The organism is Pseudomonas rhizoryzae (genome assembly GCF_005250615.1).
Classification (GTDB): Bacteria; Pseudomonadota; Gammaproteobacteria; order Pseudomonadales; family Pseudomonadaceae; genus Chryseomonas; species Chryseomonas rhizoryzae.
The window spans coordinates 221,511-243,028 of sequence record NZ_SULM01000001.1 but is presented as its reverse complement, the minus strand read 5'-3'; the positions used below and the strand labels follow the sequence as shown (position 1 = coordinate 243,028).

The window sequence follows — 21,518 nt, the reverse complement described above, 5'->3', positions numbered from 1 at the left end:
ACTGAATCCCCTACGAAAGGATGCGTAGATGCCCAGTCCAACCTATAGCGTGGTTTTTTCCGGTCAGATCGTCGAAGGCTTCGAGCTGGAGCAGGTCAAGCGGCGATTCATCGACGTCTACGGCGTCAGCAGCGAACGTCTGGAGCAGTTGTTCAGCACCAAGCGTGTCATCATCAAGCGCGGCATCGCACGCGAGGAAGCCGAAGGCTACATCCAGCGTTTGGGCAAGATAGGCGCCCTGGCTCGCCTGGAAAGCTCCGCGGACGAAGCCAAGGAGGCTCTCGCGAGTCATCTATCGGTGGCCAATCCGGCGGCACCTCTGACATTCGCCCCCCAGCAACCGCCTGCAGTGCCGATCCAGGCCAGCCCCCAGGCACGAGACGACGAGCCCCGCCGCCTCCCCCTTGAATTCCACGGCCAGGGTGGCGAGTTCTTCCGCATCTGGATCGTAAACCTGGTCCTCAGCGTCCTGACCCTGGGCATCTACTCTGCCTGGGCCAAGGTCCGCACCCTGAGATACTTTTACGGCAACACCCGCCTCGACGGTAACGCCTTCGAATACCTGGCGGACCCGCGCGCCATCCTCAAGGGCCGTCTGCTGATGGTCGCCGTATTGGCCGGCTACTACATCACCAGCCTTTACCTCCCCATGATCAAGCTGTTCGCGGGCCTGCTCTTGCTGGTCGCCACCCCCTGGATCGTAGTTCGCGCCCTCAGCTTCCATCATCACAATTCTGCCTGGCGGGGCGTCCGCTTCGGCTTCGAGGCGCGCCTGGGCGAAGCCATCAAGGTCTTCGCCGGTTGGCCACTGCTCGCCGTCCTGACCCTTGGCATCCTCTACCCGGTCGCACTCCAGCGGCAGCAGGCATTCGTCGCCAGTCACAGCCGCTTCGGCACCCAGGGCTTCAGCTTCCAAGCCGGCGTCCGTCGCTACTACAAAATCGCTCTGGTCATCATCGCCCTGGCGGTAGGCGGCCTGGCCGCCAATATCGCCTTCACACTGGCCGGCTCGCACATTGCGTCGGTCCTGGTGATGCTGCTGACTTACCAGTTGATCTTCGTCTATATGAAGGTCGCCATGACCAATCTGTACTATCGCAGCGCCCGGCTCGGCGTGGTCCGGCTGAGCGCCCACTATGGCCTGGCCTCCTACAGCCTGCTGGTGCTGACCAACCTGATCGGCCTGCTGCTGACCCTGGGCCTGTTCTACCCCTGGGCTAGGGTGCGCACCGCCCGCTATGCCGCCGAGCACATCACCCTGGATGCCAAGGGCGATGTCGAGGCCTTCATTGCCGATCAAAGTGGCAGCGCCTCGGCGACCGGTGGCGAAGCCGCTGAGCTCTTCGGTGTGGATCTGGGTCTGTGATGTCCGAGCTGACGGGCTGGTTCTTCGATGGCGGTACCTCCCGGCGCGTCCCAGCACACCTGGAGGTGGACGCAGACCAGTGGTCGGTGAACGCAGAAGACGGGCAAGTTCTAGCGGGTCCCTGTCCAGTGGCGGTGATCAAGCTGTCATCCCGCCTGGGCAACACGCCACGCTTCCTCGACTTTCCCGGCGCCGGCCGCTTCGAGACCGCACATAACGATGCGATCGATACCCTGTTGCGCGGCACCGAAGGGCATCGAGGGCTGGTCCATCGTCTGGAGTCGAGCTGGCGCTTCGTCATCCTGGCGCTCGTCCTGGCGGTCATCTTCACCGGGGGCGGTATCCGCTACGGCATCCCGGCGCTAGCCAAAACGCTCGCCTTCAGGCTGCCCGCCAGCGTGGGCACCCATCTGGGCGACGGTACCCTAGCCCTGCTCGACCAAGGCGCACTCAAGCCTTCTACCCTGTCCCCGGCCCGCCAACAGGCCCTGCGCTCGCGCTTCCTGGCCTTCGCCCAGGCGACGGATCCCAACCTGCACGTGGACATCCATTTTCGCGACGCCGCCCGCAGCCTGGGCGCCAACGCCCTGGCCTTGCCGTCGGGGACGCTGATCTTCACGGATCAACTAGTGAAGCTCGCCGAACACGACGACGAACTGCTCGCCGTACTGGCCCACGAACTTGGCCACTTGGCGCGTCGCCATGCCTTGCGCCATGTCCTGCAGAGTTCCAGCCTTGGGCTAGTCATCATGGTAGTCACCGGCGATGTGTCCTCGGTCAGCGCCAGCGTCTCGGCCATTCCCATCGTACTCACCGAGCTGGGCTATTCCCGCGCCTTCGAATACGAAGCGGATCGCTACGCGGCCCAGGCGCTGGCCGCCCAGGGCATCCCGGCCAGTAGGCTGACCACCCTGCTCGAGCGTCTGGAACGTGCCAACGGTTGTAAGTCTAGCGAGGAATGCCCCGACGCCTCGCCAGATGGTCGCTGGGCCAGCTATCTCTCCACCCACCCCAGCACCGCCGAACGCCAGCAAGCCTTGCAATGACCCAAGCAAAAGCCGCCCCGAAGGGCGGCTTTCATTCCAGGCAAAGACTGACTCAGCTGCTGCGATAGCGCTCCAGCCAGTGGGCATAGGGCGCCGGCAGCACCCAGGACGGCTTGTCCACGCCCAGGGCCTTGGCCGCGTAATAGGGCCAGTGCGGATCGGCCAGGTGAGCACGGCCCACCATCACCAGATCGAGTTGCTCGTCGGCCACCACCTGGTTGGCCAGGGCCGGGGTGTCGATGTTCCAGGCCGAGGCAACCTTCAGGCCGGTGGCCTTGCGCACCTGCTCGGTGATGGGCGCCAGCAGGCCCGAGCCCCAGGGGATGTTGGCGGTCGGGGTGGAGAAGCCGATGCTGACGCTGAGCAGGTCGAGGCCTTCGCGCTTGAAGCCCTGGGCCAGCTCGATGGATTCGGACAGGGTCTCCTCATCACGACCATCGTACTCGATGACGCCGAAACGGGCGGTCAGCGGCAGGTGCTCCGGCCAGACCTTGCGGACCTCGGCCAGGGTTTCCAGCAGGAAGCGACTGCGGCCGGCCAGATCGCCACCGTACTGGTCGTCACGCTGGTTGGAGTGCACCGAGAAGAAGCTCTGCGCCAGGTAGCCGTGGGCGAAGTGCAGCTCCAGCCACTCGAAACCGGCCTCGTAGGCGCGCTTGGCGGCGTCGACGAAGTCCTGGCGGACCCGGGCGATGTCCTCGAGGGTCATGGCCTTGGGTACCTTGGGGAGGTTGGCGCCAAAGGCCACGGCGGACGGGGCGATGGTGTCCCAACCGCGGCTGTCGTCGGCGGCGATATGGTCGTCACCTTCCCAGGGACGATTGGCGCTGGCCTTGCGGCCGGCATGGGCGATCTGGATACCCGGCACCGAACCGGCGGCCTTGATCGCCTGCACCACCGGCACGAAAGCCTGGGCATGGGCATCGGACCAGATACAGGCGCAGCCGGGGGTGATCCGACCTTCCGGCGACACGGCCGTGGCCTCGACGATGACCACGCCGGCACCGCCGCGCGCCAGACCCGCGTAATGCACCTGATGCCAGTCGTTGATCACGCCGTCGACGGCGCTGTATTGACACATGGGCGGAATGGCGATGCGGTTGCGCAGCGTCACGTCCTTGAGGGTAAAGGGTTGGAACAATGCGGACATCTGAGCGGTCTCCCTTGAGGCGACTGTTGTTTCGTTATTTCGATATTAATCGAACATAGCATGATCGCCAACCCCCGGTGTATGATTGGCTCATGCGCCCTTTCAAACATCCCAGTCCTGACGAATTCTCCCTCGAGCGCCTGTTCCACGCGCTCAGCGATCCGGTGCGCCTGGATATCGTCCGCTACCTGGCGCGGGTCGCCGAGGCTACCTGCGGCGAGCTGGACGGCGGCCGGCCCAAGTCCAGCATGTCGCACCACTTCCGCGTCCTGCGTGACGCCGGTCTGGTGCACACCCGTAACGCCGGCACCACACATATGAACCAGCTGCGTCGCGAAGACCTGGATCTGCGCTTTCCCGGGCTGATGGCGGCGATCCTGGCGCAGTCGCCCGTTACGACCACCGAATCGGCCTGACCCGGCGCACGCAAGTGCTCTGCGGCTTTCCACGTCAGCGCCTACGAGGTGACAGGGGAAGCCGTCCGTCGTGACCTGCGAATCGGCGCTTCCGTGCTTGCAACCTCCTTACATCCCGGTACTCCGCCAGGGCGCCGTCGCGTTTCCCCGGCATCACCCCACCAAGCTCCTCCGGATCGGGCGGTAGATCTCAGGCTCCGCTTTACGACGGCTGCTGCCTATCCCGCGACAACCTCCCAGGAGGCGCTTGTCATCACTTGGAAACTGCTCTATTAGAACGCTAGGGGAACTCTTGGCGGCTTTTCCCCCTCTCCCGGTATGAAGGTTGCAAAAGATGGTGGCGGCACGCAAAAGAAGTGCTGTCGGGAGGTCGACCATGGGCAAGAATTGGGCATTGGCCAGCGCTCTCGCAGGGGTCGCGACGCTGCTCGTGCTAGTTCCCAGTCCGGAACCGGTAGCGGAGTCCAGGGGCATCCAGCGGGTGATCGCCTTCGGTGACAGCCTCATGGACTGCGGCACCTTCGGCCATATCTACGCCACCAACCCCGGCCGCACCTACCCCCAGGAAATCGCCGAAGCCTACGGCATAGAACTCGGTCCCAATCGGCAGGTTGAAGGCTATGGCCACGATGGCCCGGCGGATCCCGATGGGCTCTGCTACGCCGAAGGCGGCGCCGTGACCGGCAGCTTCACCGAGCCCGGTTTCGACCACAACGAAGCGCCACTGGCCTTCTCTCAGCAAATCCGTAACTTCGAGATGCAGCATGGTCGTTTCCACCAGCAGGATCTGGTGCTGGTGCAGATCGGTGGCAATGACATCATCGGCCCCTTCTACGACAAGAAGCTCAAGGCCGCGTTGATGGCCGACGTCCCTCTCCCCCCGGATGTCCGCGAGCAGATCGACGCGCGGATTCGCCATGCAGCCATGAACGAGGTCAAGCTGCTGCGCTATCTCCTGAGCCTGGGCGCCCAGCGACTGGTGGTTCTCAACAACACGGACTACGGCAAGGCCCCCTACCTCGAACCCTGGACACCCGAACTCGCGGAGCGCAACCACGAGCTGGTACGCCTCTATAACGACACCCTACAGGCCAATCTTCCGGCCGGTGATCGCCTGCTGCTGGTGGACGCCTATCGGGTGATGGAAGAGATCTATGCGCACTACGGCAACTATGGCTTCACCCATGCCGACGGCGATGCCTGCCTACCCGGCCGCGAATTCTGCGAACCGGACAGCTACGTAGAACCCGGCGCCGATCAAGCCTACATCTTCGGCGCTCGTGGACACTTCGCCAGTCGCACCCACAGCATGCTGGCGCAGGTGGTACTGGAACGTATCGCCCAGACTTGGCCGGGCAGCGCCGTCCACTCCAAGCCCCAGCTCATGACTGCGGCGAGAGCCACGGCAGAGCCGATCTATCACTAACGCCCTACCCTAGTGCCGACCCTGGCAGAACGCACCGCATCGGGGCAGGAATGACTAGCTGCCACGATAGGTCGAGTAGCCGTAAGGCGATACCAACAGGGGGACGTGATAGTGGGCCGCCTCATCGGCGATACCGAAACGCAAGATCACCGTATCGAGAAAGGCAGGCTCGTCCAACGTCACGCCTAGTTGCCGATAGTAGTCCCCCACCTCGAATTCCAGCTCATAGACGCCCTGCTGGAAGGCCTCGCCTTGCAGCAGCGGCGTATCGCCCCGGCCATCGGCGTTGGTCCGCCACTCGCCGAGGGCTTGCCGCGCCCCGTCCGCCAGGCGGTACAGGCGCACGGCGATCGCTGCGCCAGGACGGCCTCCCGCGGTGTCTAGGACGTGAGTGGTCAGGTATCCAGCAGAAGTCGAAGCGGACATGGCGTATTTCCTGAAAGAGGTCGGGCCAGGCTAACAGTTTTTGACCTTTGGATTGTATACAACACTGCCTTCAGCCCGCACGCTCTGGCATAAGTGCCTACAGAAGCGCTTTTTGCGCTCAGACCGGTCTGACCAGTTAGGCAAGATTCTTGCTGGGACTCGGCAAAGGTCTTCAAACATTGTATACAAAACCTTTCGACTGCCAGGATGCCCCCTCCATGACCTATCCCCGCGATCTTATCGGCTACGGCGCCCAGCCACCCCATCCCCGCTGGCCGGGCGATGCCCGTATCGCCCTGTCCTTCGTGCTCAACTACGAAGAAGGCGGTGAGCGCAACATCCTGCACGGCGACAAGGAGTCCGAAGCCTTCCTTTCCGAGATGGTCGCCGCCCAGCCGCTGCAGGGCGTGCGCAACATGTCCATGGAGTCACTGTACGAATACGGCAGCCGCGCCGGCGTCTGGCGCATCCTCGAGCTGTTCGCCAAGCACCAGGTCCCGCTCACCATCTTTGCCGTGGCCATGGCCGCCGAGCGCCATCCCGAGGTCATCCGCGCCATGGTCCAGGCTGGCCATGAAATCTGCAGCCACGGCTATCGCTGGATCGACTACCAGTACCTGGACGAAGCCGAGGAGCGCGCCCATCTGCAGCGCGCCATCGAAATCCTCACCGAACTAACCGGAGAGCGTCCCCTGGGCTGGTACACCGGCCGCACCGGCCCCAATACCCGGCGCCTGGTGATGGAGGAAGGCGGCTTCCTCTACGACAGCGACACCTACGACGACGACCTGCCCTACTGGGAGCCCAACACCCCCACCGGCAAGCCGCACCTGGTGATCCCCTACACCCTGGACACCAACGACATGAGATTCACCCAGGTACAGGGCTTCCATACCGCCGAGCAATTCTTCCAGTACCTCAAGGACGCCTTCGACACCCTGTACGAAGAAGGTGCCACCGCGCCGAAGATGCTCTCCATCGGCCTGCACTGCCGGCTGATCGGCCGCCCCGGCCGCCTGGTAGGCCTCAAGCGCTTCCTGGAATACGCCCAGAGCCACGAGCGCGTCTGGTTCGCCCGCCGGGTGGACATCGCCCGCCACTGGCACAAGGAGCATCCGCCGGCATGAGCACCTTCCAGACCCTGACCCCGAGCCAACTGGACCGCGCCGCCTTCGTCACGACCTTCGGCGGCATCTACGAGCACTCCGCCTGGGTCGCCGAGCGCGCCTTCGATGAAGGCCAGCCCCTGCCGGATACCGTAGACGCCCTGCACCAGCGGCTGTCCGCCCAGGTCGCCCGGGCCAGCCACGCGGAGCAACTGGCGCTGATCCAGGCCCACCCGGATCTCGCCGGCCGCGCCGCCCTGGCCGGCGAGCTGACCGCTGCCAGCACCAGCGAACAGGCCGGCGCCGGCCTGGACCAGTGCACACCGGACGAGCTGGCCCGCTTCACCGGCTACAACGACGCCTACCGCGAGAAATTCGGCTTCCCCTTCATCATGGCGGTGAAGGGCAGCAACCGACACCTGATCCTCGCGGCCTTCGAGGAGCGCCTGCCCAACACCCCGGAGCAGGAATTCCAGCGCGCCCTCGCCGAGATCGACCGCATCGCCCTCTTCCGTCTGCAGACCCTCTGACCTCATCCCCACAAGAGCACCCCATGAAACGCACCTACGCCGCGCCCTTCGAGAAGTATCTCAACCTCGCCGACGCCCGCCTCGGCACCCGCGTCATCAGCGTTACCGACGACTGGTTCGCCGCCGCCGACCGCATGCTCCAGCCCCATGAGCCGGAGTGGAAGGAAGGCGTCTACGACGACAACGGCAAGTGGATGGATGGCTGGGAGTCGCGCCGCAAGCGCTTCGAGGGCTATGACCATGCGGTGATCCGCCTGGGCGTACCCGGCTCGATCAAGGGCGTCGACATCGATACCCGCTGGTTCACTGGTAACTACCCGCCCTCCGCCTCCCTGGAAGCCTGCTTCTGCGCCGAGGGTGATCCGGCCGCCGACGCCGCCTGGACCGAGGTACTGCCAGCCATCGAGATGCAGGGCAACAGCCATCACTACCACGCCATCAGCGATGATCGCCCCTGGACCCACCTGCGCCTGAACATCTATCCCGACGGTGGCGTGGCCCGCCTGCGCGTCTATGGCATTCCCCACCGTGACTGGTCGGCCCAGGCCGAAGACGAGGTGCTGGATCTCGCCGCCGCCCTCAATGGCGGTCGCGCCCTGGCCTGCAACGACGAGCACTACGGACGCATGAGCAACATCCTCAATCCGGGCCGCGCCAGCAGCATGGCCGATGGCTGGGAAACCGCCCGCCGTCGTACCCCCGGCAACGACTGGGTGATCATCGCCCTGGGCCACGCCGGTATCGTCGAGGAAATCCTGGTCGACACCCTGCACTTCAAGGGCAACTACCCGGATAGCTGCCAGATCCAGGGCGCCTATGTGCGTGGCGGCACCGACGGCCAGATCGAGACCCAGAGCCTGTATTGGAAGGAATTGCTGCCCTCGCAGAAGCTGCAGATGCACCAGGAACACAGCTTCCGCGAGCAGGTGCGCGATCTCGGCCCCATCACCCACGTCCGCCTGAACATCTTCCCCGACGGCGGCGTCAGCCGCTTGCGGCTGTTCGGCAAGGTGGCGCGAGGCCAGGCATGAGCCGCCAACTCGTCATCGAACCCCTGACCGCCGAGGGCTTCGCGCCCTTCGGCGACGTCATCGAGACCGAGGGGCGCGACTGGTTTCCCATCAACAACGGCTCGACCCAGAGATTCCACGCCCTGGCCCGGGTCGAGACCGGGCCGGCCGATGGCGCGGCCATCATCAGCATCTTCCGCGCCCGGCGCCTGGAATACCCACTGACCATCACCATGCTCGAACGCCATCCCCATGGCAGCCAAGCCTTCGTGCCCCTGTGCGGCGAGCCCTTCCTGGTGGTGGTGGCGCCCCCGGCGCCGCAGCCGGATGCCCAGGCCATCCGCGTCTTCCGCACCGATGGCCGCCAAGGCATCAACTACCATGCGGGGGTCTGGCACCACCCGGTCCTAGCCCTGCACGACGAGGATGACTTCCTCATCGTCGACCGCAGTGGCGAGCTCCCCAACTGCGACGAGCACTTTTTCGCCGCGGACGAGACCCCGACTCTGGCGCTTTAAGGGTTGGCCGGTGCGCGCCTCAACTGCTTGCGCAGCAGGCGCGCACTGTCCAGGCAGACCCAGGCCACCGCCAGCCAGATCGGGCCGTAGGTCCAGATCGCTCCGGCAGGCAGTTGCTCACCGAGGATATAGAGCGCCACGAACACCAGCAGCGCCGGTTCCACATAGCTGAGGATGCCGAACAGACTCAGCGGCAGCAGTCGGCTGGACGCCAACATGGCGGCGAAGGCGATGGCGCTGAGCAGCCCCAGGCCCGGCAACAGCACCCACAACCAGGGCGCCTGCTGCAAGGCCAAGCTCGGCGAGAACCAGTGCAGGGCTAGCAGGGCGAACGGCAGCAGGCAGCATATCTCCAACACGAAGCCGGAGAGCGCATCCACCGCCATCCAGCGGCGCAGCACGAAGTATGGCGGATAGCCCACCACCGGCAGCAGGCTGACCCAGGACAGTGCCCCAGTCACCCAGACCTCGTTGATCACGCCCAGCAGCGCACAGGCCACCGCCAGGCGTTGCAAGGGCCTTAGGCGTTCGCCATAGACCAGCCGTCCAGTCAGCACGATCGCCAGGGGCAGCAGGAAATAGCCCAGCGACATGGCCATGGCTTCGCCGTTCATGGTCGCCCAGACGAAACCCCACCATTGAATGCCCATCAGTAGCGCCGCTACTGGTATGGCTAGGCACAGTCGGGGCTCGCGGACCAGCCGCTTGAGCGTTGCCCGCAGCGCCGCCCCTTCCCGGAGCAACACCACCAGCAGCAGCACCATCGGCAGTGACCAGATCACCCGCAGCACCACCACCTGCAGACCATCCAAGGGTGCCAGCCAGGTGAAATACACTGGCATCAGCGCGAACAGCACCGACGACAGCACGGAAAGGCCCAGCCCTTTGCCCGACAGCACGCTCATGCCTTGCGCCCCTGGCGATTGATGAACAGCGACAGCAGGATGATTCCGCCGCCCAGCAATAGCCTAGGCAGGTCGGCCGGGTGCTGCCAGATCAGCAGGCTGACCAGCAGCCCCGCCGGCACATGGGCCTCGTTCATGATCGCCAGAGTGCCGCCGTTGACCCGCAGCGAGCCGAGAGTCCACCAGTAGAGACCGAGCGCCGTGGCGAACACGCCCATCCAGACCAGCACGCCCCACTGCAGCAGGGTACTGGGCAGGCGTGCCGGATTGCCGAACAGCAGGAACGACACCCCCGCCACCAGCAGGGCACCGAGGAAGAACAAGCCGAAATAACGATGCAAGGGCCCCTGTCCGGCATAGGCATGGCCCAGGTGCTTGCATAGGACCTGGCCGGCAGCGAAGGTCAGGTTGGCCACCTGCAGCAGCAGGAAGCCCAGTAGGTAGTCACCCGTCAGCGCCTGGAAACGGATCAGCGCCGCGCCACCCACCGCCACGACCGCAGCCAGCAGCGACCAGAAACGGAAACGACGCTGCCAGGCGTCGTCCAGCAGCGTCACATAAATGGGCGTGAGCACCGTGAACAGCAGCACCTCGGGCACCGTCAACACGGCGAAGCTGCGATACAGGCAAAGATAGGTGATGCCGAATTGCAAGGCGCCCGCCGCCATCAGGCCCAGCGCGAAGCGCCCCGGCACCCCACGCCAGCGGGTGAAGGGCAGGAACAGCACGAAGGCAATGGCCACGCGGGCCAGCACGGCGAAATCGCTGTCGACCCGACCGGCGAGATACTCACCGATCAGGCTGAAGGAAAACGCCCAGATAAGGGTGACGAGCAAGAGATAAGGCATGGCGACGGCGCACGAAAAAGGTGCGCGACCTTAACGCGCCCGTCGCTGGAGGAAAAGCCCCGTGGCGGACTGGCTCAGCGCGTGGCATTCATCCCGGACGCATCACCACCGGTGATCGACGCCACCGACTGATTGGCCTGCAGGACATTATCGGCACCTGAAACCAGCGTCTTGGGTTCGGCCACGCCGGCCGCTCGCGACCAGTACACCTGCTGATTGGAACCACCTACGGCGATATCGGCCTGGCTCAGCAGCGTCAGCCGCGCCCTGGCGCCGTAGCCATAGGCGTCGACCTTGGCCAGGCCCTCGCTGCCGCCCCGGACATTGGCCTGTACCTGCTGGTAACCGCCGCCGATGCTCAGCTGGGCCACCGCGCCCTTGACCGTGGTGACGCTGCCCAGGCCATGGATGCTCAGAGATCGAACGCTGTCGACGATAAGCCGATGATGACTGCCATAGACGGTGACTTCGCCACACTGGCCTTTCAGCGTCAGGGTATTGCCCTCACCGGAAAGCGACACGTCCCGGCCCTGGCAGTCGAGAGTACGGGTCAGATTCAGCCCTTCGATCTCGATGGGCTCACCGGCCGCGGCCACCGACTCTTCGGCCTGGACCAGCAGCGGAGCGACGAGCAGCCAGCAACCCAGCAATGCCTTGGATGACGACATGGTGACTCCTTGTCCTGCCTAAAGGGGAAACTCATCGGCTAGCTTGGAAAGCAACCTCGGCAGCGCGTTTGGCCCGGCACCCCACTTTTTTTCATCCCGTGAAATACGCCGCGTTTTCCCATTGGCTCGCCAGGCTCTAACATGCGCCCTTTCGCGTTCACGAAGCGTTCAATGAAGACTCCTCGCGTTTCCCTCGATCAATGGCGAACACTGCAGGCGGTGGTGGACCATGGCGGCTATGCCCAGGCAGCCGAAGTGCTGCATCGCTCCCAGTCATCGGTCAGCTATACCGTGGCGCGCATGCAGGAGCAGCTCGGCGTGCCCCTGCTCCGCCTGGAAGGACGGCGCGCCGTACTGACCGATGCTGGCGCCGTGCTGCTGCGGCGCTCCCGCCGGCTGGTGCAACAGGCCAGCCAACTGGAGGAGCTGGCCTATCACATGGAGCAGGGCTGGGAGTCCGAGGTACGGCTGGTGGTGGACGCCGCCTACCCTACCCGCCCCTTGCTGCTCTGCCTGCGTGAATTCATGCCCCAGAGTCGCGGCTGCCGGGTGCGGTTGCGTGAAGAGGTGCTCTCCGGCGTGGAGGAGGCTCTGCTGGACGGCTCGGCGGACCTGGCGATCACCGGCCTGGTGATCGCCGAACACCTGGGCGCCGCCCTGGGTACGGTGGAATTCGTCGCCGTCGCCCACCCTGAGCACCCCCTGCATCTGTTGCGGCGGCCCTTGGTGACTACCGATCTGGAAGAACAGCTGCAGATCGTCATCCGCGACAGTGGCCGCGCCCAACCCCGGGATGCCGGCTGGCTGGCCGCGGAACAGCGCTGGACGGTGGGCAGCATCAGCACCGCCGCCACCTTCCTGCGCGACGGCCTGGGCTTCGCCTGGCTACCGCGGGACGCCATCCAGACCGATCTCGACCAGGGCCTGCTCAAGCTGCTGCCGCTGGAACAGGGGGCGCAGCGTTTCCACCCCTTCCAGCTGTACAAGACCCGCCAACACGAACTCGGACCGGCTTCGCAGATTCTGATGAATCTCCTGCGCAACCACGCCCTGCCCCGCTGACCATGGCGGGGTGCCGGCCGGATTGCTATCGTTCGCCAGTCGTATCTGCCTATTCAAGGATCCAACATGTTCAAAGCCCTGCTTGCCGCCTGTGCCCTGCTCCTCGCCTCCACCGCCTGGGCCGCGGACAATCCACATGTGCTCATCAGCACCAACAAGGGTGACATCGAGGTCGAGCTGAATGCGGACAAGGCGCCCGTCAGCACGGCGAACTTCCTGGCCTACGTCGACAGCGGCTTCTACAAGGGCACCCTGTTCCACCGCGTGATCCCCGGTTTCATGATCCAAGGCGGCGGCTACACCCGTGACATGCAGGAAAAACGCACCAAGGCGCCGATCAAGAACGAAGCCGACAACGGCCTGAAGAACCTCCGCGGCACCCTGGCCATGGCCCGTACTTCGGACGTCAACTCTGCCACCAGCCAATTCTTCATCAATGTCGAGAACAACGCCTTCCTCGACCACGGCTCGCGGGATTTCGGCTACGCCGTGTTCGGCAAGGTCGTACGCGGCATGGAGGTCGTCGACCAGATCGCCGGCGTCCAGACTATCCGCCAGGGCATGCTGCGCGACATTCCCCGTGAACCGGTCATAATTCTCGCTGCCAAAAGGCTGTGAGCTGACCCGTCCGGCTGGGCGCGCCTGCTGGAGGCCGCCTAGCTCGAGTGGCGAGGTCCCTTCTCAGCGACGCCAGACGCTGTCTCCCTTCTACAAGGACCCCGCATGATCTTTCGCCGCTTCGAGCGCATCATCGATGCGTTTCGGGAAGCCCCCGATGAAATGCCGCCCACGCGTGTGGGTGCCTTCTATCTCCACTTCCTCAAGCAAGCCTGGCCAGCCTTCGCCCTGCTGCTGGTCGTGGGCCTCATCGGTGCCCTGATCGAGGTCGCGCTATTCAATTTCATTGGCCAGCTCGTCGACCTGGCCGGCAGCTCGCCCAACAGCACGGTGTTCTTCCAGCAACACGGCGGCACCCTGATCTGGATGGCCGTGGTCACCCTGGTTATCCGGCCGCTGTTCATCAGCCTGCACGACCTGCTGGTGCACCAGACCATCACCCCCAGCCTGACCACCCTGATCCGCTGGCAGAACCATCGCTACGTGCTCAAGCAGAGTCTGGGTTTCTTCCACAGCGACTTCGCCGGGCGTATCTCCAACCGCATCATGCAGACCGGCGTTTCCTTGCGAGACTCGGCCGTACAGGCGGTGGACGCCATCTGGCACGTGCTGATCTTCGCCGTCACCTCACTGATCCTGTTCGCCCAGGCCGACGTCTGGCTGATGGTGCCCCTGATCCTCTGGATCATCGGCTACGTCATCGCCCTCTGGTACTTCGTGCCCCAGACCAAGGAGCGTTCGGCCATCGCCTCGGAATCCCGCTCGCAACTGTCGGGGCGGATCGTCGACGGCTATACCAACATCTCCACGCTCAAGCTCTTTTCCCATTCGGCCCAGGAAGAGCAGTACGCCCGCCAGGCCATGGAAGAGCAGACGGAAAAGGCCGAGAGTGCCGCCCGCCTGATCACCGGCATGGGCGTGACCATCGCCATCCTCAGCGGCTTCCTCATCGCCGGCACCACCGGTCTTGCCCTCTGGCTCTGGCACCAGGGCGTCATCAGCGTGGGCGCCATCGCCCTGGCGACCGGCCTGGTGATCCGTATCAACAGCATGTCCGGCTGGATCATGTGGGTGGTCAACGGCATCTTCGAGAACATCGGCATGGTGCAGGACGGCATGAGCACCATCGCCAAACCGCGCCAGGTCGGCGATGCGCCGGACGCCAAGCCGCTGGTGGTGACCCGCGGTGCGGTGCTGTTCGACGACATCCGCTTCCACTACGGCAAGGGCGCCGGCATCATCGAGGGCTTGACCCTGGACGTCGCCCCGGGCGAGAAGATCGGCCTGGTCGGCCCCTCGGGCGCGGGCAAGTCGACACTGATCAACGTGCTGCTGCGTCTCTATGACCTGGAAGGCGGCCGTATCCTAGTCGACGGTCAGGACATCGCCCATGTCACCCAGGAAAGCCTGAGGTGCCAGATCGGCGTGGTCACCCAGGACACCTCGCTGCTACACCGCTCGATCCGCGAGAACCTGCTCTACGGCCGTCCCGAAGCCACTGACGAAGAGCTGCACGCCGCCCTGCGCAAGGCCAAGGCTGACGACTTCATCGCCCGCATCACCGATGCCCATGGCCGCACCGGCCTGGATGCCCAGGTCGGTGAGCGTGGCGTCAAGTTGTCGGGCGGTCAGCGCCAACGCATCGCCATCGCCCGTACCCTGCTCAAGGATGCGCCCATCTTGCTGCTGGACGAGGCCACCTCGGCGCTCGATTCGGAAGTGGAAGCGGCCATCCAGGAAAGCCTGGAGACCCTGATGGAGGGCAAGACGGTGATCGCCATCGCCCACCGGCTGTCGACCATCTCGCGCATGGACCGCTTGGTGGTCATGGAGCGCGGCCAGATCGTCGAGATGGGCTCCCATGACGAACTGATCGCCCACAACGGCCTCTACGCCCGGCTATGGCGCCACCAGACCGGCGGCTTCGTCGGTCACGGCGTACCGGGCAGGCAGCGGGTGCGCAGCAGCTCCAACTGATGCTGCTGGTCCAGGCCCGGATAGAAACCTTCGATCTTCTGGAAACCACCCAGCCAGCTGCGCCGCTCCACCACGCAGTCGAACACCGGGCAGGCGGCCTGCCCGGCCTGGCCGCAGTCGCGGTAATAGGTCAGCTGCTGGCTCTTCTGCAACGTGCCCTGGAAGGGGCCAGCCCGCTCCTGCAGCATATAGAAGTCGATATCGGCGGCGCTGCGGTGGTTTTCCCACTGGAACGCCAGGGTGCTCGGATAGAAGAGCACCAACAGCGTCGCCAGCATTACCCAGATGATGGCGGCGGTAATCGGCAGCGGCAGCCGCGCGCGGAAGCGCTGGCCACCACGGATGATCAGCGCGGTGACCACCGTGACCAGGGCCAGGGCGATGCACAAGGACGGCAGGCCGGTGATCACCTGGCCAGCCACGCCGATGTCCAACCCACTGGGCGACGGCACCGTCCGATAGCCGATTTCCAACCGGTCCCACCCCACTCGGTTACCGATCAGGCCGGCCAGACCGAAGAGGCCGGAAAGGCCGAGAAGGACCCAGAAGGTGCGGGGGTTGGCGCTGCGCATAGGGAGTTCGTCCAGGCAAAGACCGGGAGACTGCCTAAGCCTGGCGGCGAAGGCAAATCCGAATTTTCCCCGCCGACCGGGCTCTATCGAAGGCCAACTTTCATGGAGCCCCCCCATGACCCTCGACCTTTCCCGTGCCGTCCAGATCGTCGAAAAAGCCTTCCTGCCCTTCCACGGCGAAGTCCGCCAGGACGCCAGCGATGCGAGTTTTTCCCTCAGCGTGACCGACGGCGGCCAGGTGCTGGCCTCGGTCGCCCATGTCGCTCGCAGCCAATACAGCCACGCCGGTCACCTCGCCGCCCTGATCGAACAGACCCGCTTGGACCTGGCGCGCGACGGCCATTCGCTGGAGCCCTGGTCCATGCCCGGCTAGCCCCCGACGGCAGCTCGACATCGCGAGGTTCGGCAAGGCGGTTTCGAGCTGATAGACTGCCGGTCCGCAGCCGCCACACTCCGTGGCCCAACGCGAGTGGTTATTTTGGAAATCTTTAAAGAATTCATTTTCGAAGCCGCGCACTTCCTGCCCAATGTTCCGGCGGGCCACAAGTGCGGCCGTCTCCATGGGCATTCCTTCAAGGTCGCCCTGCACATCGAGGGCGCCATCGATCCCCACACCGGCTGGGTACGTGACTTCGCCGACATCAAAGCCGTGTTCAAGCCGCTCTACGAGCGGCTCGACCATCACTATCTCAACGATATTCCGGGGCTGGAAAACCCCACCAGCGAAGTCCTCGCGCGCTGGATCTGGCAACAGCTCAAGCCCCTGCTGCCGGAGCTGAGCCAGGTGCGCATCCATGAGACCTGCACTAGCGGCTGCATCTACCGCGGCGACTAGGCTTTGTCTGATAAGCGCCTGCGCTCGGCCATGCGGCGTTAAAAATCCATCTCGGAATGCTCATTTACCACTCGTAAACTCCGCTTCCTCGCTGGATTTTTGCCTTGCCTGACCTTCGCTCGGCTGCTTTTCAAACAAGCCTTAATTTCTTCTTCTCATTCAAGGCGGCGATGGCGGCAGTCATTTTTCTGCCATAATTCGCGCCTGCCAACTGTCGACGTATCCCCATGTTCGAACTTTTCAGCGGACTCCACGCCTGGGTCGCCATCAGCCTCGTCCTGGCGCTGGCCTTCGTGCTGGCCTTTGAATTCATCAACGGCTTCCACGACACCGCCAACGCCGTCGCCACGGTGATCTACACCAAGGCGATGCCCCCGCACCTCGCGGTGCTCTTCTCCGGCATCTTCAACTTCCTCGGAGTCCTGCTCGGCGGCGTCGGCGTGGCCTATGCCATCGTCCACCTGCTGCCGGTGGAGCTGCTGATCAACGTCAACACCGGTCATGGCCTGGCCATGGTGTTCTCCTTGCTCGCCGCAGCCATCACCTGGAACCTGGGCACCTGGTACTTCGGCATTCCCGCCTCCAGTTCCCATACCCTGATCGGCTCCATCCTCGGCGTCGGCGTGACCAACGCCCTGCTGACCGGCATTCCGATGAGCGAAGGCGTCAACTGGCAGAAGGCGATCGACATCGGCCTGTCGCTGATCTTCTCGCCGCTGGCCGGCTTCGCGGTCGCCGGCCTGCTACTCATCGCCCTCAAGCGCTGGCGGCCGCTGTCGAAGATGCACAAGACCCCCGAACAGCGTCGCGAGCTGGACGCCAAGAAGCATCCGCCCTTCTGGAATCGGCTGATGCTGGTCCTCTCGGCCATGGGCATGAGCTTCGTGCATGGCTCCAACGATGGCCAGAAAGGCATCGGCCTGATCATGCTGGTGCTGATCGGCATCGTCCCGGCCAAGTTCGTGCTGGACCTGGACAGCACCACCTATCAGATCGAGCGCACCCGCGACGCCGCCATCCACCTGGGTCAGTTCTACGAGCGCCAGGGCGACAACCTCAAGGACTTCCTCGCCGAAGTGCCCGGCAATCGCGACCTGCCCCAGGAATTCCGTTGCGCTCCGCACATGACCCTGCCGACGCTGAAGGCGCTGCTGGTCGATCTGGAAGGCATCACCGACTACCGCGCCATGAGCGATGACCATCGCCAACAGGTGCGCCGCTACCTGCTGTGCCTGGATGACACTGCCAAGAAAGTCAGCAAGCTACCCGTGCTGACCGCCCGGGATCGTGACGACCTGAGCCGCCTGCGCAAGGACCTCACCAGCACCACCGAATACGCGCCCTTCTGGGTCATCATCGCCGTGGCCCTGGCCCTGGGCATCGGCACCATGGTCGGCTGGCGCCGCGTGGTGCTGACGGTGGGCGAGAAGATCGGTCGCCAAGGCATGACCTACGCCCAGGGCGTCAGCGCCCAGGTGACCGCGGTGGCCGCCATCGGCATGGCCAACGTCTTCGCCCTGCCCGTCTCCACCACCCACGTGTTGTCGTCGGGCGTGGCCGGCACCATGGTCGCCAACCGTAGCGGCTTGCAGGGCAGCACGGTGCGCAACATCCTCATGGCCTGGGTGCTGACCCTGCCCGCCTCCATGGCGCTGTCCGCCGGCCTGTTCTGGCTGGCCCACCTGTTCCTCTGATCCGCGCTGGCCGGGCGATGCGCGAGTGTCGCCTGGTCGCACCCCTCGTCGGGAAAGCCCGAACAGGATAGCTATTGACGAGTCTAGTGAAATGTGTCCGCAGCGACACCTTTTCCGAGACAGCCGTACGGTGAACGTCAATGACTCCTGCGACCTACATCCTTCTTCTCATCCTCGGCTGGCTGGCCCTGGCGCTGGCCATCCTCTGGGCAATGCTTCGCCTGGCACGTCGCGCGCGCCCGGTGACACAGCTGCCAGCCAAGTCGACGACGCCATCCCCAGCTTCCGCGCCTGTGACCACCCGCAAGCATCTGGCCTGCTAACCGACCAGACCCGGGCCAAACGCAAGGCGTGACGAAGCGACCACGACGATCCAGGCGATGCGCGGAGAAAAAGGTGGATTCTTGTCGTTATTAGGAGAGGTGATTCGAGCGAATCAGGTGAGCAGGGTATTTTCCTGAGCGCTGCGGCTCATCTGCTCGAGGATCTGGTCTTGCTGCTGCGGGGTCAGGGTGTCCCAGCAATGATGCTTGATGAACAGACCGATACCGAAGGCGATGTACAGCGATAGGGCGACGATGACGAGCGTTTCCAGCCCTACGACAGCCCAGGAACGACTTTTGGACGCACTGTCCTTGGTTTTCATAACGACCTCGTGATGACCTCTTGAAATCTGAAGGGGCAATAGTTTAGTCCCTTAAGCAACTCCCGTGCAGGGCCAGTCGTCGATTGGTCAATACCATTGACCTGACCTTGCGCACCTCCGCGACCTTCCGGCCGCTCGCCCAGGCCGGCAACCCTCCCCCACCGTCATCTAGCAGCGGTACGAATGCACGCCAGGCGCCGCGCTGATATACTCCCGCGACTGACGGGTCGCTGCAGGCCCTGCCGGTTCCGCTGGCTGTATCGGCCGACCCCGCAACTTCCGCAGCGACGCTTTGTCGCATCGCACGTCCATCGGGTTGCGCTTAGTCCGTGATCCGGTAACGCCTTCTTGGGGCGTCTATCGACTCCAGGGTCGATCCTCGCTCGCCCGGCTTCGCGCCACAGCTGTGATAAAGAGGAGTTAAAGCAAGACATGTCCACCACGTCGAAGATCATCTACACCCTGACCGACGAAGCGCCCGCCCTGGCGACCTACTCGCTGCTCCCCATCGTCGAGGCCATCACCGCCTCCTCCGGCGTCGCCCTCGAAACCCGTGACATCTCCCTTGCCGGCCGCATCATCGCCCTCTTCCCCGAGTACCTGAAGGAAGAGCAGCGCATCTCCGACCACCTTGCCGAACTCGGCGAACTGGCCACCACTCCCGAAGCCAACATCATCAAGCTGCCCAACATCAGCGCCTCGGTCCCGCAGCTCAAGGCCGCGATCAAGGAGCTGCAGGGCCAGGGCTATGCCCTGCCGGACTACCCGGACGAGCCCAAGGACGACAAGGAAAAGGACGTCAAGGCCCGCTACGACAAGGTCAAGGGCAGTGCCGTGAACCCGGTCCTGCGCGAAGGCAACTCCGACCGCCGCGCGCCGCTGTCGGTCAAGAACTATGCCCGTAAGCATCCCCATCGCATGGGTGCCTGGAGCGCCGACTCCAAGTCCCACGTCGCCCACATGGATGCCCATGACTTCTACGGTAGCGAGCGCTCGGCCACCATCGAGAACGCCGGCAGCCTGAAGATCGAATTGATCGGCAAGGACGGCAGCAGCAAGGTCCTGAAAGAGAAGACCGCGGTAAAGGCCGGCGAGATCGTCGATGCCTCGACCATGAGCCGCAAGGCCCTGGCGAGCTTCATCGCCGCCCAGATCGAAGACGCCAAGGCCCAGGGCGTGCTGTTCTCCGTGCACCTGAAGGCCACCATGATGAAGGTCTCCGACCCCATCATGTTCGGCGTCATCGTCGGCGAGTTCTACAAGGACGTGCTGGCCAAGCATGAGGCTGCCCTGAAGGAAGCCGGCTTCGACCGCAACAATGGCATCGGCGACCTCTACGCCCGCCTGTCCAGCCTGCCGGAAGCCACCCAGGCCGCCATCAAGGCCGATTTCGACGCCCAGTACGCCCAGCGTCCGGCGCTGGCCATGGTCAACTCCGACAAGGGCATCACCAACCTGCACGTGCCGAGCGACGTCATCGTCGACGCCTCCATGCCGGCCATGATCCGTGACTCCGGCAAGATGTGGAACGCCGAAGGCAACCTGCAGGACACCAAGGCCATCATCCCCGACCGCTGCTACGCCGGCGTCTACCAGGTGGTGATCGAGGACTGCAAGAAGAACGGCGCCTTCAATCCCAGCACCATGGGCAGCGTGCCCAACGTCGGCCTGATGGCGCAGAAGGCCGAGGAATACGGCTCCCACGACAAGACCTTCCAGATCCCGGTCGACGGCACCGTGCGCGTGACCGATGACCAGGGCAAGGTGATCTTCGAGCATCCGGTGGAAGCCGGTGACATCTGGCGCATGTGCCAGACCAAGGACGCGCCGATCCAGGACTGGGTCAAGCTCGCCGTCAACCGCGCTCGCGCCAGCGGCACCCCGGCCATCTTCTGGCTGGACCAGAACCGCGCCCACGACGCCCAGGTCATTGCCAAGGTCGAGCGCTACCTCAAGGAGCACGACACCAACGGCCTGGACATCCGCGTCCTGTCGCCCGAGGAAGCCACCCGCGTGTCCCTGGAGCGCATCCGCAAGGGCGAGGACACCATCTCGGTGACCGGTAACGTCCTGCGTGACTACCTGACCGACCTCTTCCCCATCATGGAACTGGGCACCAGCGCCAAGATGCTGTCCATCGTCCCGCTGATGAACGGCGGCGGCCTGTTCGAGACCGGTGCCGGCGGCTCCGCGCCCAAGCACGTCCAGCAGTTCGTGCAGGAAAACCACCTGCGCTGGGATTCCCTGGGCGAGTTCCTGGCCCTGGCCGAATCCCTGAACCACCTGGGCGAGACCACCGGTAACGCCAAGGCCAAGGTCCTGGCCAAGACCCTGGACCAGGCCAACGGCAAGTTCCTCGACAGCAACAAGTCGCCGTCGCGCAAAGCCGGTGAACTGGACAACCGCGGCAGCCACTTCTACCTGGCGCTGTACTGGATCCAGGCGCTGGCCGAGCAGAACGATGACGCCGAGCTGAAAGCCCAGTTCGAGCCGGTGGCCAAGTCGCTGACCGCCGACGAAGCCAAGGTGGTCGCCGAGCTGAACGGCGTCCAGGGCCAGGCCGTGGACATCGGTGGTTACTACCACCCCGACCAGGCCAAGACCAGCCAGGCCATGCGTCCGAGCGCCACGCTCAACGCCGCCCTGGCCCAGCTCAAGGGCTGAGCCTGAGGGCTGCGTCTGCAGCCTGACGGGTTGAT

The 21,518-nt window shown here is 64.5% G+C and carries 23 protein-coding genes; 16 read left to right on the top strand and 7 right to left on the bottom strand.

What is annotated here, in order from left to right; genetic code table 11:
* Nucleotides 1-28 precede the first annotated feature (28 nt).
* Nucleotides 29-1,366, top strand: a complete 1,338-nt coding sequence (locus FAZ11_RS01115) for a YjgN family protein (protein ID WP_058773392.1) — start codon at nt 29-31, stop codon at nt 1,364-1,366.
* Nucleotides 1,366-2,412 (top strand): M48 family metallopeptidase, encoded by a 1,047-nt coding sequence (locus FAZ11_RS01110; RefSeq protein WP_058773391.1) that lies wholly within the window; start codon nt 1,366-1,368, stop codon nt 2,410-2,412. The genes FAZ11_RS01115 and FAZ11_RS01110 overlap by 1 nt, the downstream gene beginning before the upstream one ends.
* 52 nt (nt 2,413-2,464) lie before the next feature.
* Here the strand turns inward: FAZ11_RS01110 and FAZ11_RS01105 are convergent, their stop codons facing one another.
* Nucleotides 2,465-3,562 (bottom strand): NADH:flavin oxidoreductase/NADH oxidase, encoded by a 1,098-nt coding sequence (locus FAZ11_RS01105; RefSeq protein WP_137279343.1) that lies wholly within the window; start codon nt 3,560-3,562, stop codon nt 2,465-2,467.
* 92 nt (nt 3,563-3,654) lie between these two features.
* On the opposite strand from FAZ11_RS01105, the gene FAZ11_RS01100 reads away from it, so the two are divergent.
* Complete coding sequence (locus FAZ11_RS01100) at nt 3,655-3,978, top strand: ArsR/SmtB family transcription factor (protein WP_058763966.1); 324 nt, start codon at nt 3,655-3,657, stop codon at nt 3,976-3,978.
* Nucleotides 3,979-4,408: 430 nt separating this feature from the next.
* On the top strand, nt 4,409-5,404 hold the full coding sequence (locus FAZ11_RS01095; protein WP_193557161.1) for an SGNH/GDSL hydrolase family protein: 996 nt from the start codon (nt 4,409-4,411) through the stop codon (nt 5,402-5,404).
* A gap of 54 nt (nt 5,405-5,458) precedes the next feature.
* Here the strand turns inward: FAZ11_RS01095 and uraH are convergent, their stop codons facing one another.
* Nucleotides 5,459-5,830, bottom strand: coding sequence for a hydroxyisourate hydrolase (uraH, locus tag FAZ11_RS01090; RefSeq protein WP_058773388.1), 372 nt, complete (start codon nt 5,828-5,830; stop codon nt 5,459-5,461).
* A gap of 218 nt (nt 5,831-6,048) precedes the next feature.
* On the opposite strand from uraH, the gene puuE reads away from it, so the two are divergent.
* The 4 genes from puuE to FAZ11_RS01070 are packed head-to-tail and all read left to right on the top strand — an operon-like array spanning nt 6,049 to nt 8,994.
* The gene (gene puuE, locus FAZ11_RS01085; protein WP_058773387.1) at nt 6,049-6,957 is read left to right on the top strand and encodes an allantoinase PuuE; all 909 of its coding nucleotides are present in this window, start codon (nt 6,049-6,051) and stop codon (nt 6,955-6,957) included.
* Nucleotides 6,954-7,466: a 2-oxo-4-hydroxy-4-carboxy-5-ureidoimidazoline decarboxylase gene (gene uraD, locus FAZ11_RS01080; RefSeq protein WP_058773386.1), complete on the top strand. Its 513-nt coding sequence runs from the start codon at nt 6,954-6,956 to the stop codon at nt 7,464-7,466. Before puuE ends, uraD begins: the two co-directional genes overlap by 4 nt.
* Nucleotides 7,467-7,489: 23 nt before the next feature.
* Nucleotides 7,490-8,497, top strand: a complete 1,008-nt coding sequence (alc, locus tag FAZ11_RS01075) for an allantoicase (protein WP_058773385.1) — start codon at nt 7,490-7,492, stop codon at nt 8,495-8,497.
* Nucleotides 8,494-8,994, top strand: a complete 501-nt coding sequence (locus FAZ11_RS01070) for an ureidoglycolate lyase (protein ID WP_058773384.1) — start codon at nt 8,494-8,496, stop codon at nt 8,992-8,994. The genes alc and FAZ11_RS01070 overlap by 4 nt, the downstream gene beginning before the upstream one ends.
* On the opposite strand, the gene rarD is transcribed toward FAZ11_RS01070, so the two are convergent.
* The 3 genes from rarD to FAZ11_RS01055 all read right to left on the bottom strand — a co-directional run bounded on the left by rarD (nt 8,991) and on the right by FAZ11_RS01055 (nt 11,415).
* Nucleotides 8,991-9,899, bottom strand: coding sequence for an EamA family transporter RarD (rarD, locus tag FAZ11_RS01065; protein WP_058763981.1), 909 nt, complete (start codon nt 9,897-9,899; stop codon nt 8,991-8,993). The two genes, FAZ11_RS01070 and rarD, sit on opposite strands and share 4 nt — an antisense overlap.
* Nucleotides 9,896-10,747 carry an EamA family transporter gene (locus FAZ11_RS01060; protein WP_058767474.1) on the bottom strand — a complete coding sequence of 284 codons (852 nt, stop codon included), beginning with the start codon at nt 10,745-10,747 and terminating at the stop codon, nt 9,896-9,898. The genes rarD and FAZ11_RS01060 overlap by 4 nt, the downstream gene beginning before the upstream one ends.
* Before the next feature lie 74 nt (nt 10,748-10,821).
* On the bottom strand, nt 10,822-11,415 hold the full coding sequence (locus FAZ11_RS01055; protein WP_058773383.1) for a DUF3060 domain-containing protein: 594 nt from the start codon (nt 11,413-11,415) through the stop codon (nt 10,822-10,824).
* Between the two features lie 171 nt (nt 11,416-11,586).
* Here FAZ11_RS01055 and FAZ11_RS01050 point away from each other — a divergent pair, with 171 nt between their 5' ends.
* The 3 genes from FAZ11_RS01050 to FAZ11_RS01040 all read left to right on the top strand — a co-directional run bounded on the left by FAZ11_RS01050 (nt 11,587) and on the right by FAZ11_RS01040 (nt 15,072).
* Nucleotides 11,587-12,477, top strand: a complete 891-nt coding sequence (locus FAZ11_RS01050; RefSeq protein WP_058763987.1) for a LysR family transcriptional regulator — start codon at nt 11,587-11,589, stop codon at nt 12,475-12,477.
* A 66-nt stretch (nt 12,478-12,543) separates the two neighbouring features.
* Nucleotides 12,544-13,095, top strand: coding sequence for a peptidylprolyl isomerase (locus FAZ11_RS01045; RefSeq protein ID WP_058767477.1), 552 nt, complete (start codon nt 12,544-12,546; stop codon nt 13,093-13,095).
* A gap of 105 nt (nt 13,096-13,200) precedes the next feature.
* Entirely contained in the window at nt 13,201-15,072 is a 1,872-nt protein-coding gene (locus tag FAZ11_RS01040) for an ABC transporter ATP-binding protein (protein WP_058763991.1), read from the top strand.
* Here the strand turns inward: FAZ11_RS01040 and FAZ11_RS01035 are convergent.
* Nucleotides 15,027-15,644: a hypothetical protein gene (locus FAZ11_RS01035; RefSeq protein WP_058767479.1), complete on the bottom strand. Its 618-nt coding sequence runs from the start codon at nt 15,642-15,644 to the stop codon at nt 15,027-15,029. The two genes, FAZ11_RS01040 and FAZ11_RS01035, sit on opposite strands and share 46 nt — an antisense overlap.
* Before the next feature lie 115 nt (nt 15,645-15,759).
* On the opposite strand from FAZ11_RS01035, the gene FAZ11_RS01030 reads away from it, so the two are divergent.
* From FAZ11_RS01030 to FAZ11_RS01015, 4 genes are all read left to right on the top strand, one after another.
* On the top strand, nt 15,760-16,017 hold the full coding sequence (locus tag FAZ11_RS01030; RefSeq protein WP_058773382.1) for a hypothetical protein: 258 nt from the start codon (nt 15,760-15,762) through the stop codon (nt 16,015-16,017).
* Between the two features lie 105 nt (nt 16,018-16,122).
* Nucleotides 16,123-16,479 (top strand): 6-carboxytetrahydropterin synthase QueD, encoded by a 357-nt coding sequence (gene queD, locus FAZ11_RS01025; RefSeq protein WP_081320034.1) that lies wholly within the window; start codon nt 16,123-16,125, stop codon nt 16,477-16,479.
* 227 nt (nt 16,480-16,706) lie between these two features.
* On the top strand, nt 16,707-18,173 hold the full coding sequence (locus FAZ11_RS01020) for an inorganic phosphate transporter (RefSeq protein WP_058764000.1): 1,467 nt from the start codon (nt 16,707-16,709) through the stop codon (nt 18,171-18,173).
* A 140-nt stretch (nt 18,174-18,313) separates the two neighbouring features.
* Nucleotides 18,314-18,496, top strand: coding sequence for a hypothetical protein (locus FAZ11_RS01015; RefSeq protein WP_058764003.1), 183 nt, complete (start codon nt 18,314-18,316; stop codon nt 18,494-18,496).
* Nucleotides 18,497-18,609: 113 nt separating this feature from the next.
* On the opposite strand, the gene FAZ11_RS01010 is transcribed toward FAZ11_RS01015, so the two are convergent.
* A complete protein-coding gene (locus tag FAZ11_RS01010; RefSeq protein ID WP_058764005.1) occupies nt 18,610-18,819 on the bottom strand; it encodes a hypothetical protein in 210 nt (69 codons plus the stop codon).
* A gap of 432 nt (nt 18,820-19,251) precedes the next feature.
* Here FAZ11_RS01010 and FAZ11_RS01005 point away from each other — a divergent pair, with 432 nt between their 5' ends.
* The gene (locus FAZ11_RS01005) at nt 19,252-21,483 is read left to right on the top strand and encodes an NADP-dependent isocitrate dehydrogenase (protein ID WP_058773380.1); all 2,232 of its coding nucleotides are present in this window, start codon (nt 19,252-19,254) and stop codon (nt 21,481-21,483) included.
* Nucleotides 21,484-21,518: the final 35 nt, after the last annotated feature.

What these genes read in the sequence shown, in the direction of transcription:
- FAZ11_RS01005 (WP_058773380.1), top strand. Translation starts at nt 19,252, where the DNA reads ATGTCCACCACGTCGAAGATCATCTACACCCTGACCGACGAAGCGCCC.
- FAZ11_RS01115 (WP_058773392.1), top strand. Translation starts at nt 29, where the DNA reads ATGCCCAGTCCAACCTATAGCGTGGTTTTTTCCGGTCAGATCGTCGAA.
- FAZ11_RS01050 (WP_058763987.1), top strand. Translation starts at nt 11,587, where the DNA reads ATGAAGACTCCTCGCGTTTCCCTCGATCAATGGCGAACACTGCAGGCG.
- FAZ11_RS01105 (WP_137279343.1), bottom strand. Translation starts at nt 3,562, where the DNA reads ATGTCCGCATTGTTCCAACCCTTTACCCTCAAGGACGTGACGCTGCGC.
- FAZ11_RS01030 (WP_058773382.1), top strand. Translation starts at nt 15,760, where the DNA reads ATGACCCTCGACCTTTCCCGTGCCGTCCAGATCGTCGAAAAAGCCTTC.
- FAZ11_RS01020 (WP_058764000.1), top strand. Translation starts at nt 16,707, where the DNA reads ATGTTCGAACTTTTCAGCGGACTCCACGCCTGGGTCGCCATCAGCCTC.
- FAZ11_RS01100 (WP_058763966.1), top strand. Translation starts at nt 3,655, where the DNA reads ATGCGCCCTTTCAAACATCCCAGTCCTGACGAATTCTCCCTCGAGCGC.
- FAZ11_RS01015 (WP_058764003.1), top strand. Translation starts at nt 18,314, where the DNA reads ATGACTCCTGCGACCTACATCCTTCTTCTCATCCTCGGCTGGCTGGCC.
- uraD (WP_058773386.1), top strand. Translation starts at nt 6,954, where the DNA reads ATGAGCACCTTCCAGACCCTGACCCCGAGCCAACTGGACCGCGCCGCC.
- FAZ11_RS01060 (WP_058767474.1), bottom strand. Translation starts at nt 10,747, where the DNA reads ATGCCTTATCTCTTGCTCGTCACCCTTATCTGGGCGTTTTCCTTCAGC.
- FAZ11_RS01045 (WP_058767477.1), top strand. Translation starts at nt 12,544, where the DNA reads ATGTTCAAAGCCCTGCTTGCCGCCTGTGCCCTGCTCCTCGCCTCCACC.
- FAZ11_RS01010 (WP_058764005.1), bottom strand. Translation starts at nt 18,819, where the DNA reads ATGAAAACCAAGGACAGTGCGTCCAAAAGTCGTTCCTGGGCTGTCGTA.
- FAZ11_RS01040 (WP_058763991.1), top strand. Translation starts at nt 13,201, where the DNA reads ATGATCTTTCGCCGCTTCGAGCGCATCATCGATGCGTTTCGGGAAGCC.
- FAZ11_RS01070 (WP_058773384.1), top strand. Translation starts at nt 8,494, where the DNA reads ATGAGCCGCCAACTCGTCATCGAACCCCTGACCGCCGAGGGCTTCGCG.
- FAZ11_RS01055 (WP_058773383.1), bottom strand. Translation starts at nt 11,415, where the DNA reads ATGTCGTCATCCAAGGCATTGCTGGGTTGCTGGCTGCTCGTCGCTCCG.
- puuE (WP_058773387.1), top strand. Translation starts at nt 6,049, where the DNA reads ATGACCTATCCCCGCGATCTTATCGGCTACGGCGCCCAGCCACCCCAT.
- alc (WP_058773385.1), top strand. Translation starts at nt 7,490, where the DNA reads ATGAAACGCACCTACGCCGCGCCCTTCGAGAAGTATCTCAACCTCGCC.
- rarD (WP_058763981.1), bottom strand. Translation starts at nt 9,899, where the DNA reads ATGAGCGTGCTGTCGGGCAAAGGGCTGGGCCTTTCCGTGCTGTCGTCG.
- FAZ11_RS01110 (WP_058773391.1), top strand. Translation starts at nt 1,366, where the DNA reads ATGTCCGAGCTGACGGGCTGGTTCTTCGATGGCGGTACCTCCCGGCGC.
- uraH (WP_058773388.1), bottom strand. Translation starts at nt 5,830, where the DNA reads ATGTCCGCTTCGACTTCTGCTGGATACCTGACCACTCACGTCCTAGAC.
- FAZ11_RS01035 (WP_058767479.1), bottom strand. Translation starts at nt 15,644, where the DNA reads ATGCGCAGCGCCAACCCCCGCACCTTCTGGGTCCTTCTCGGCCTTTCC.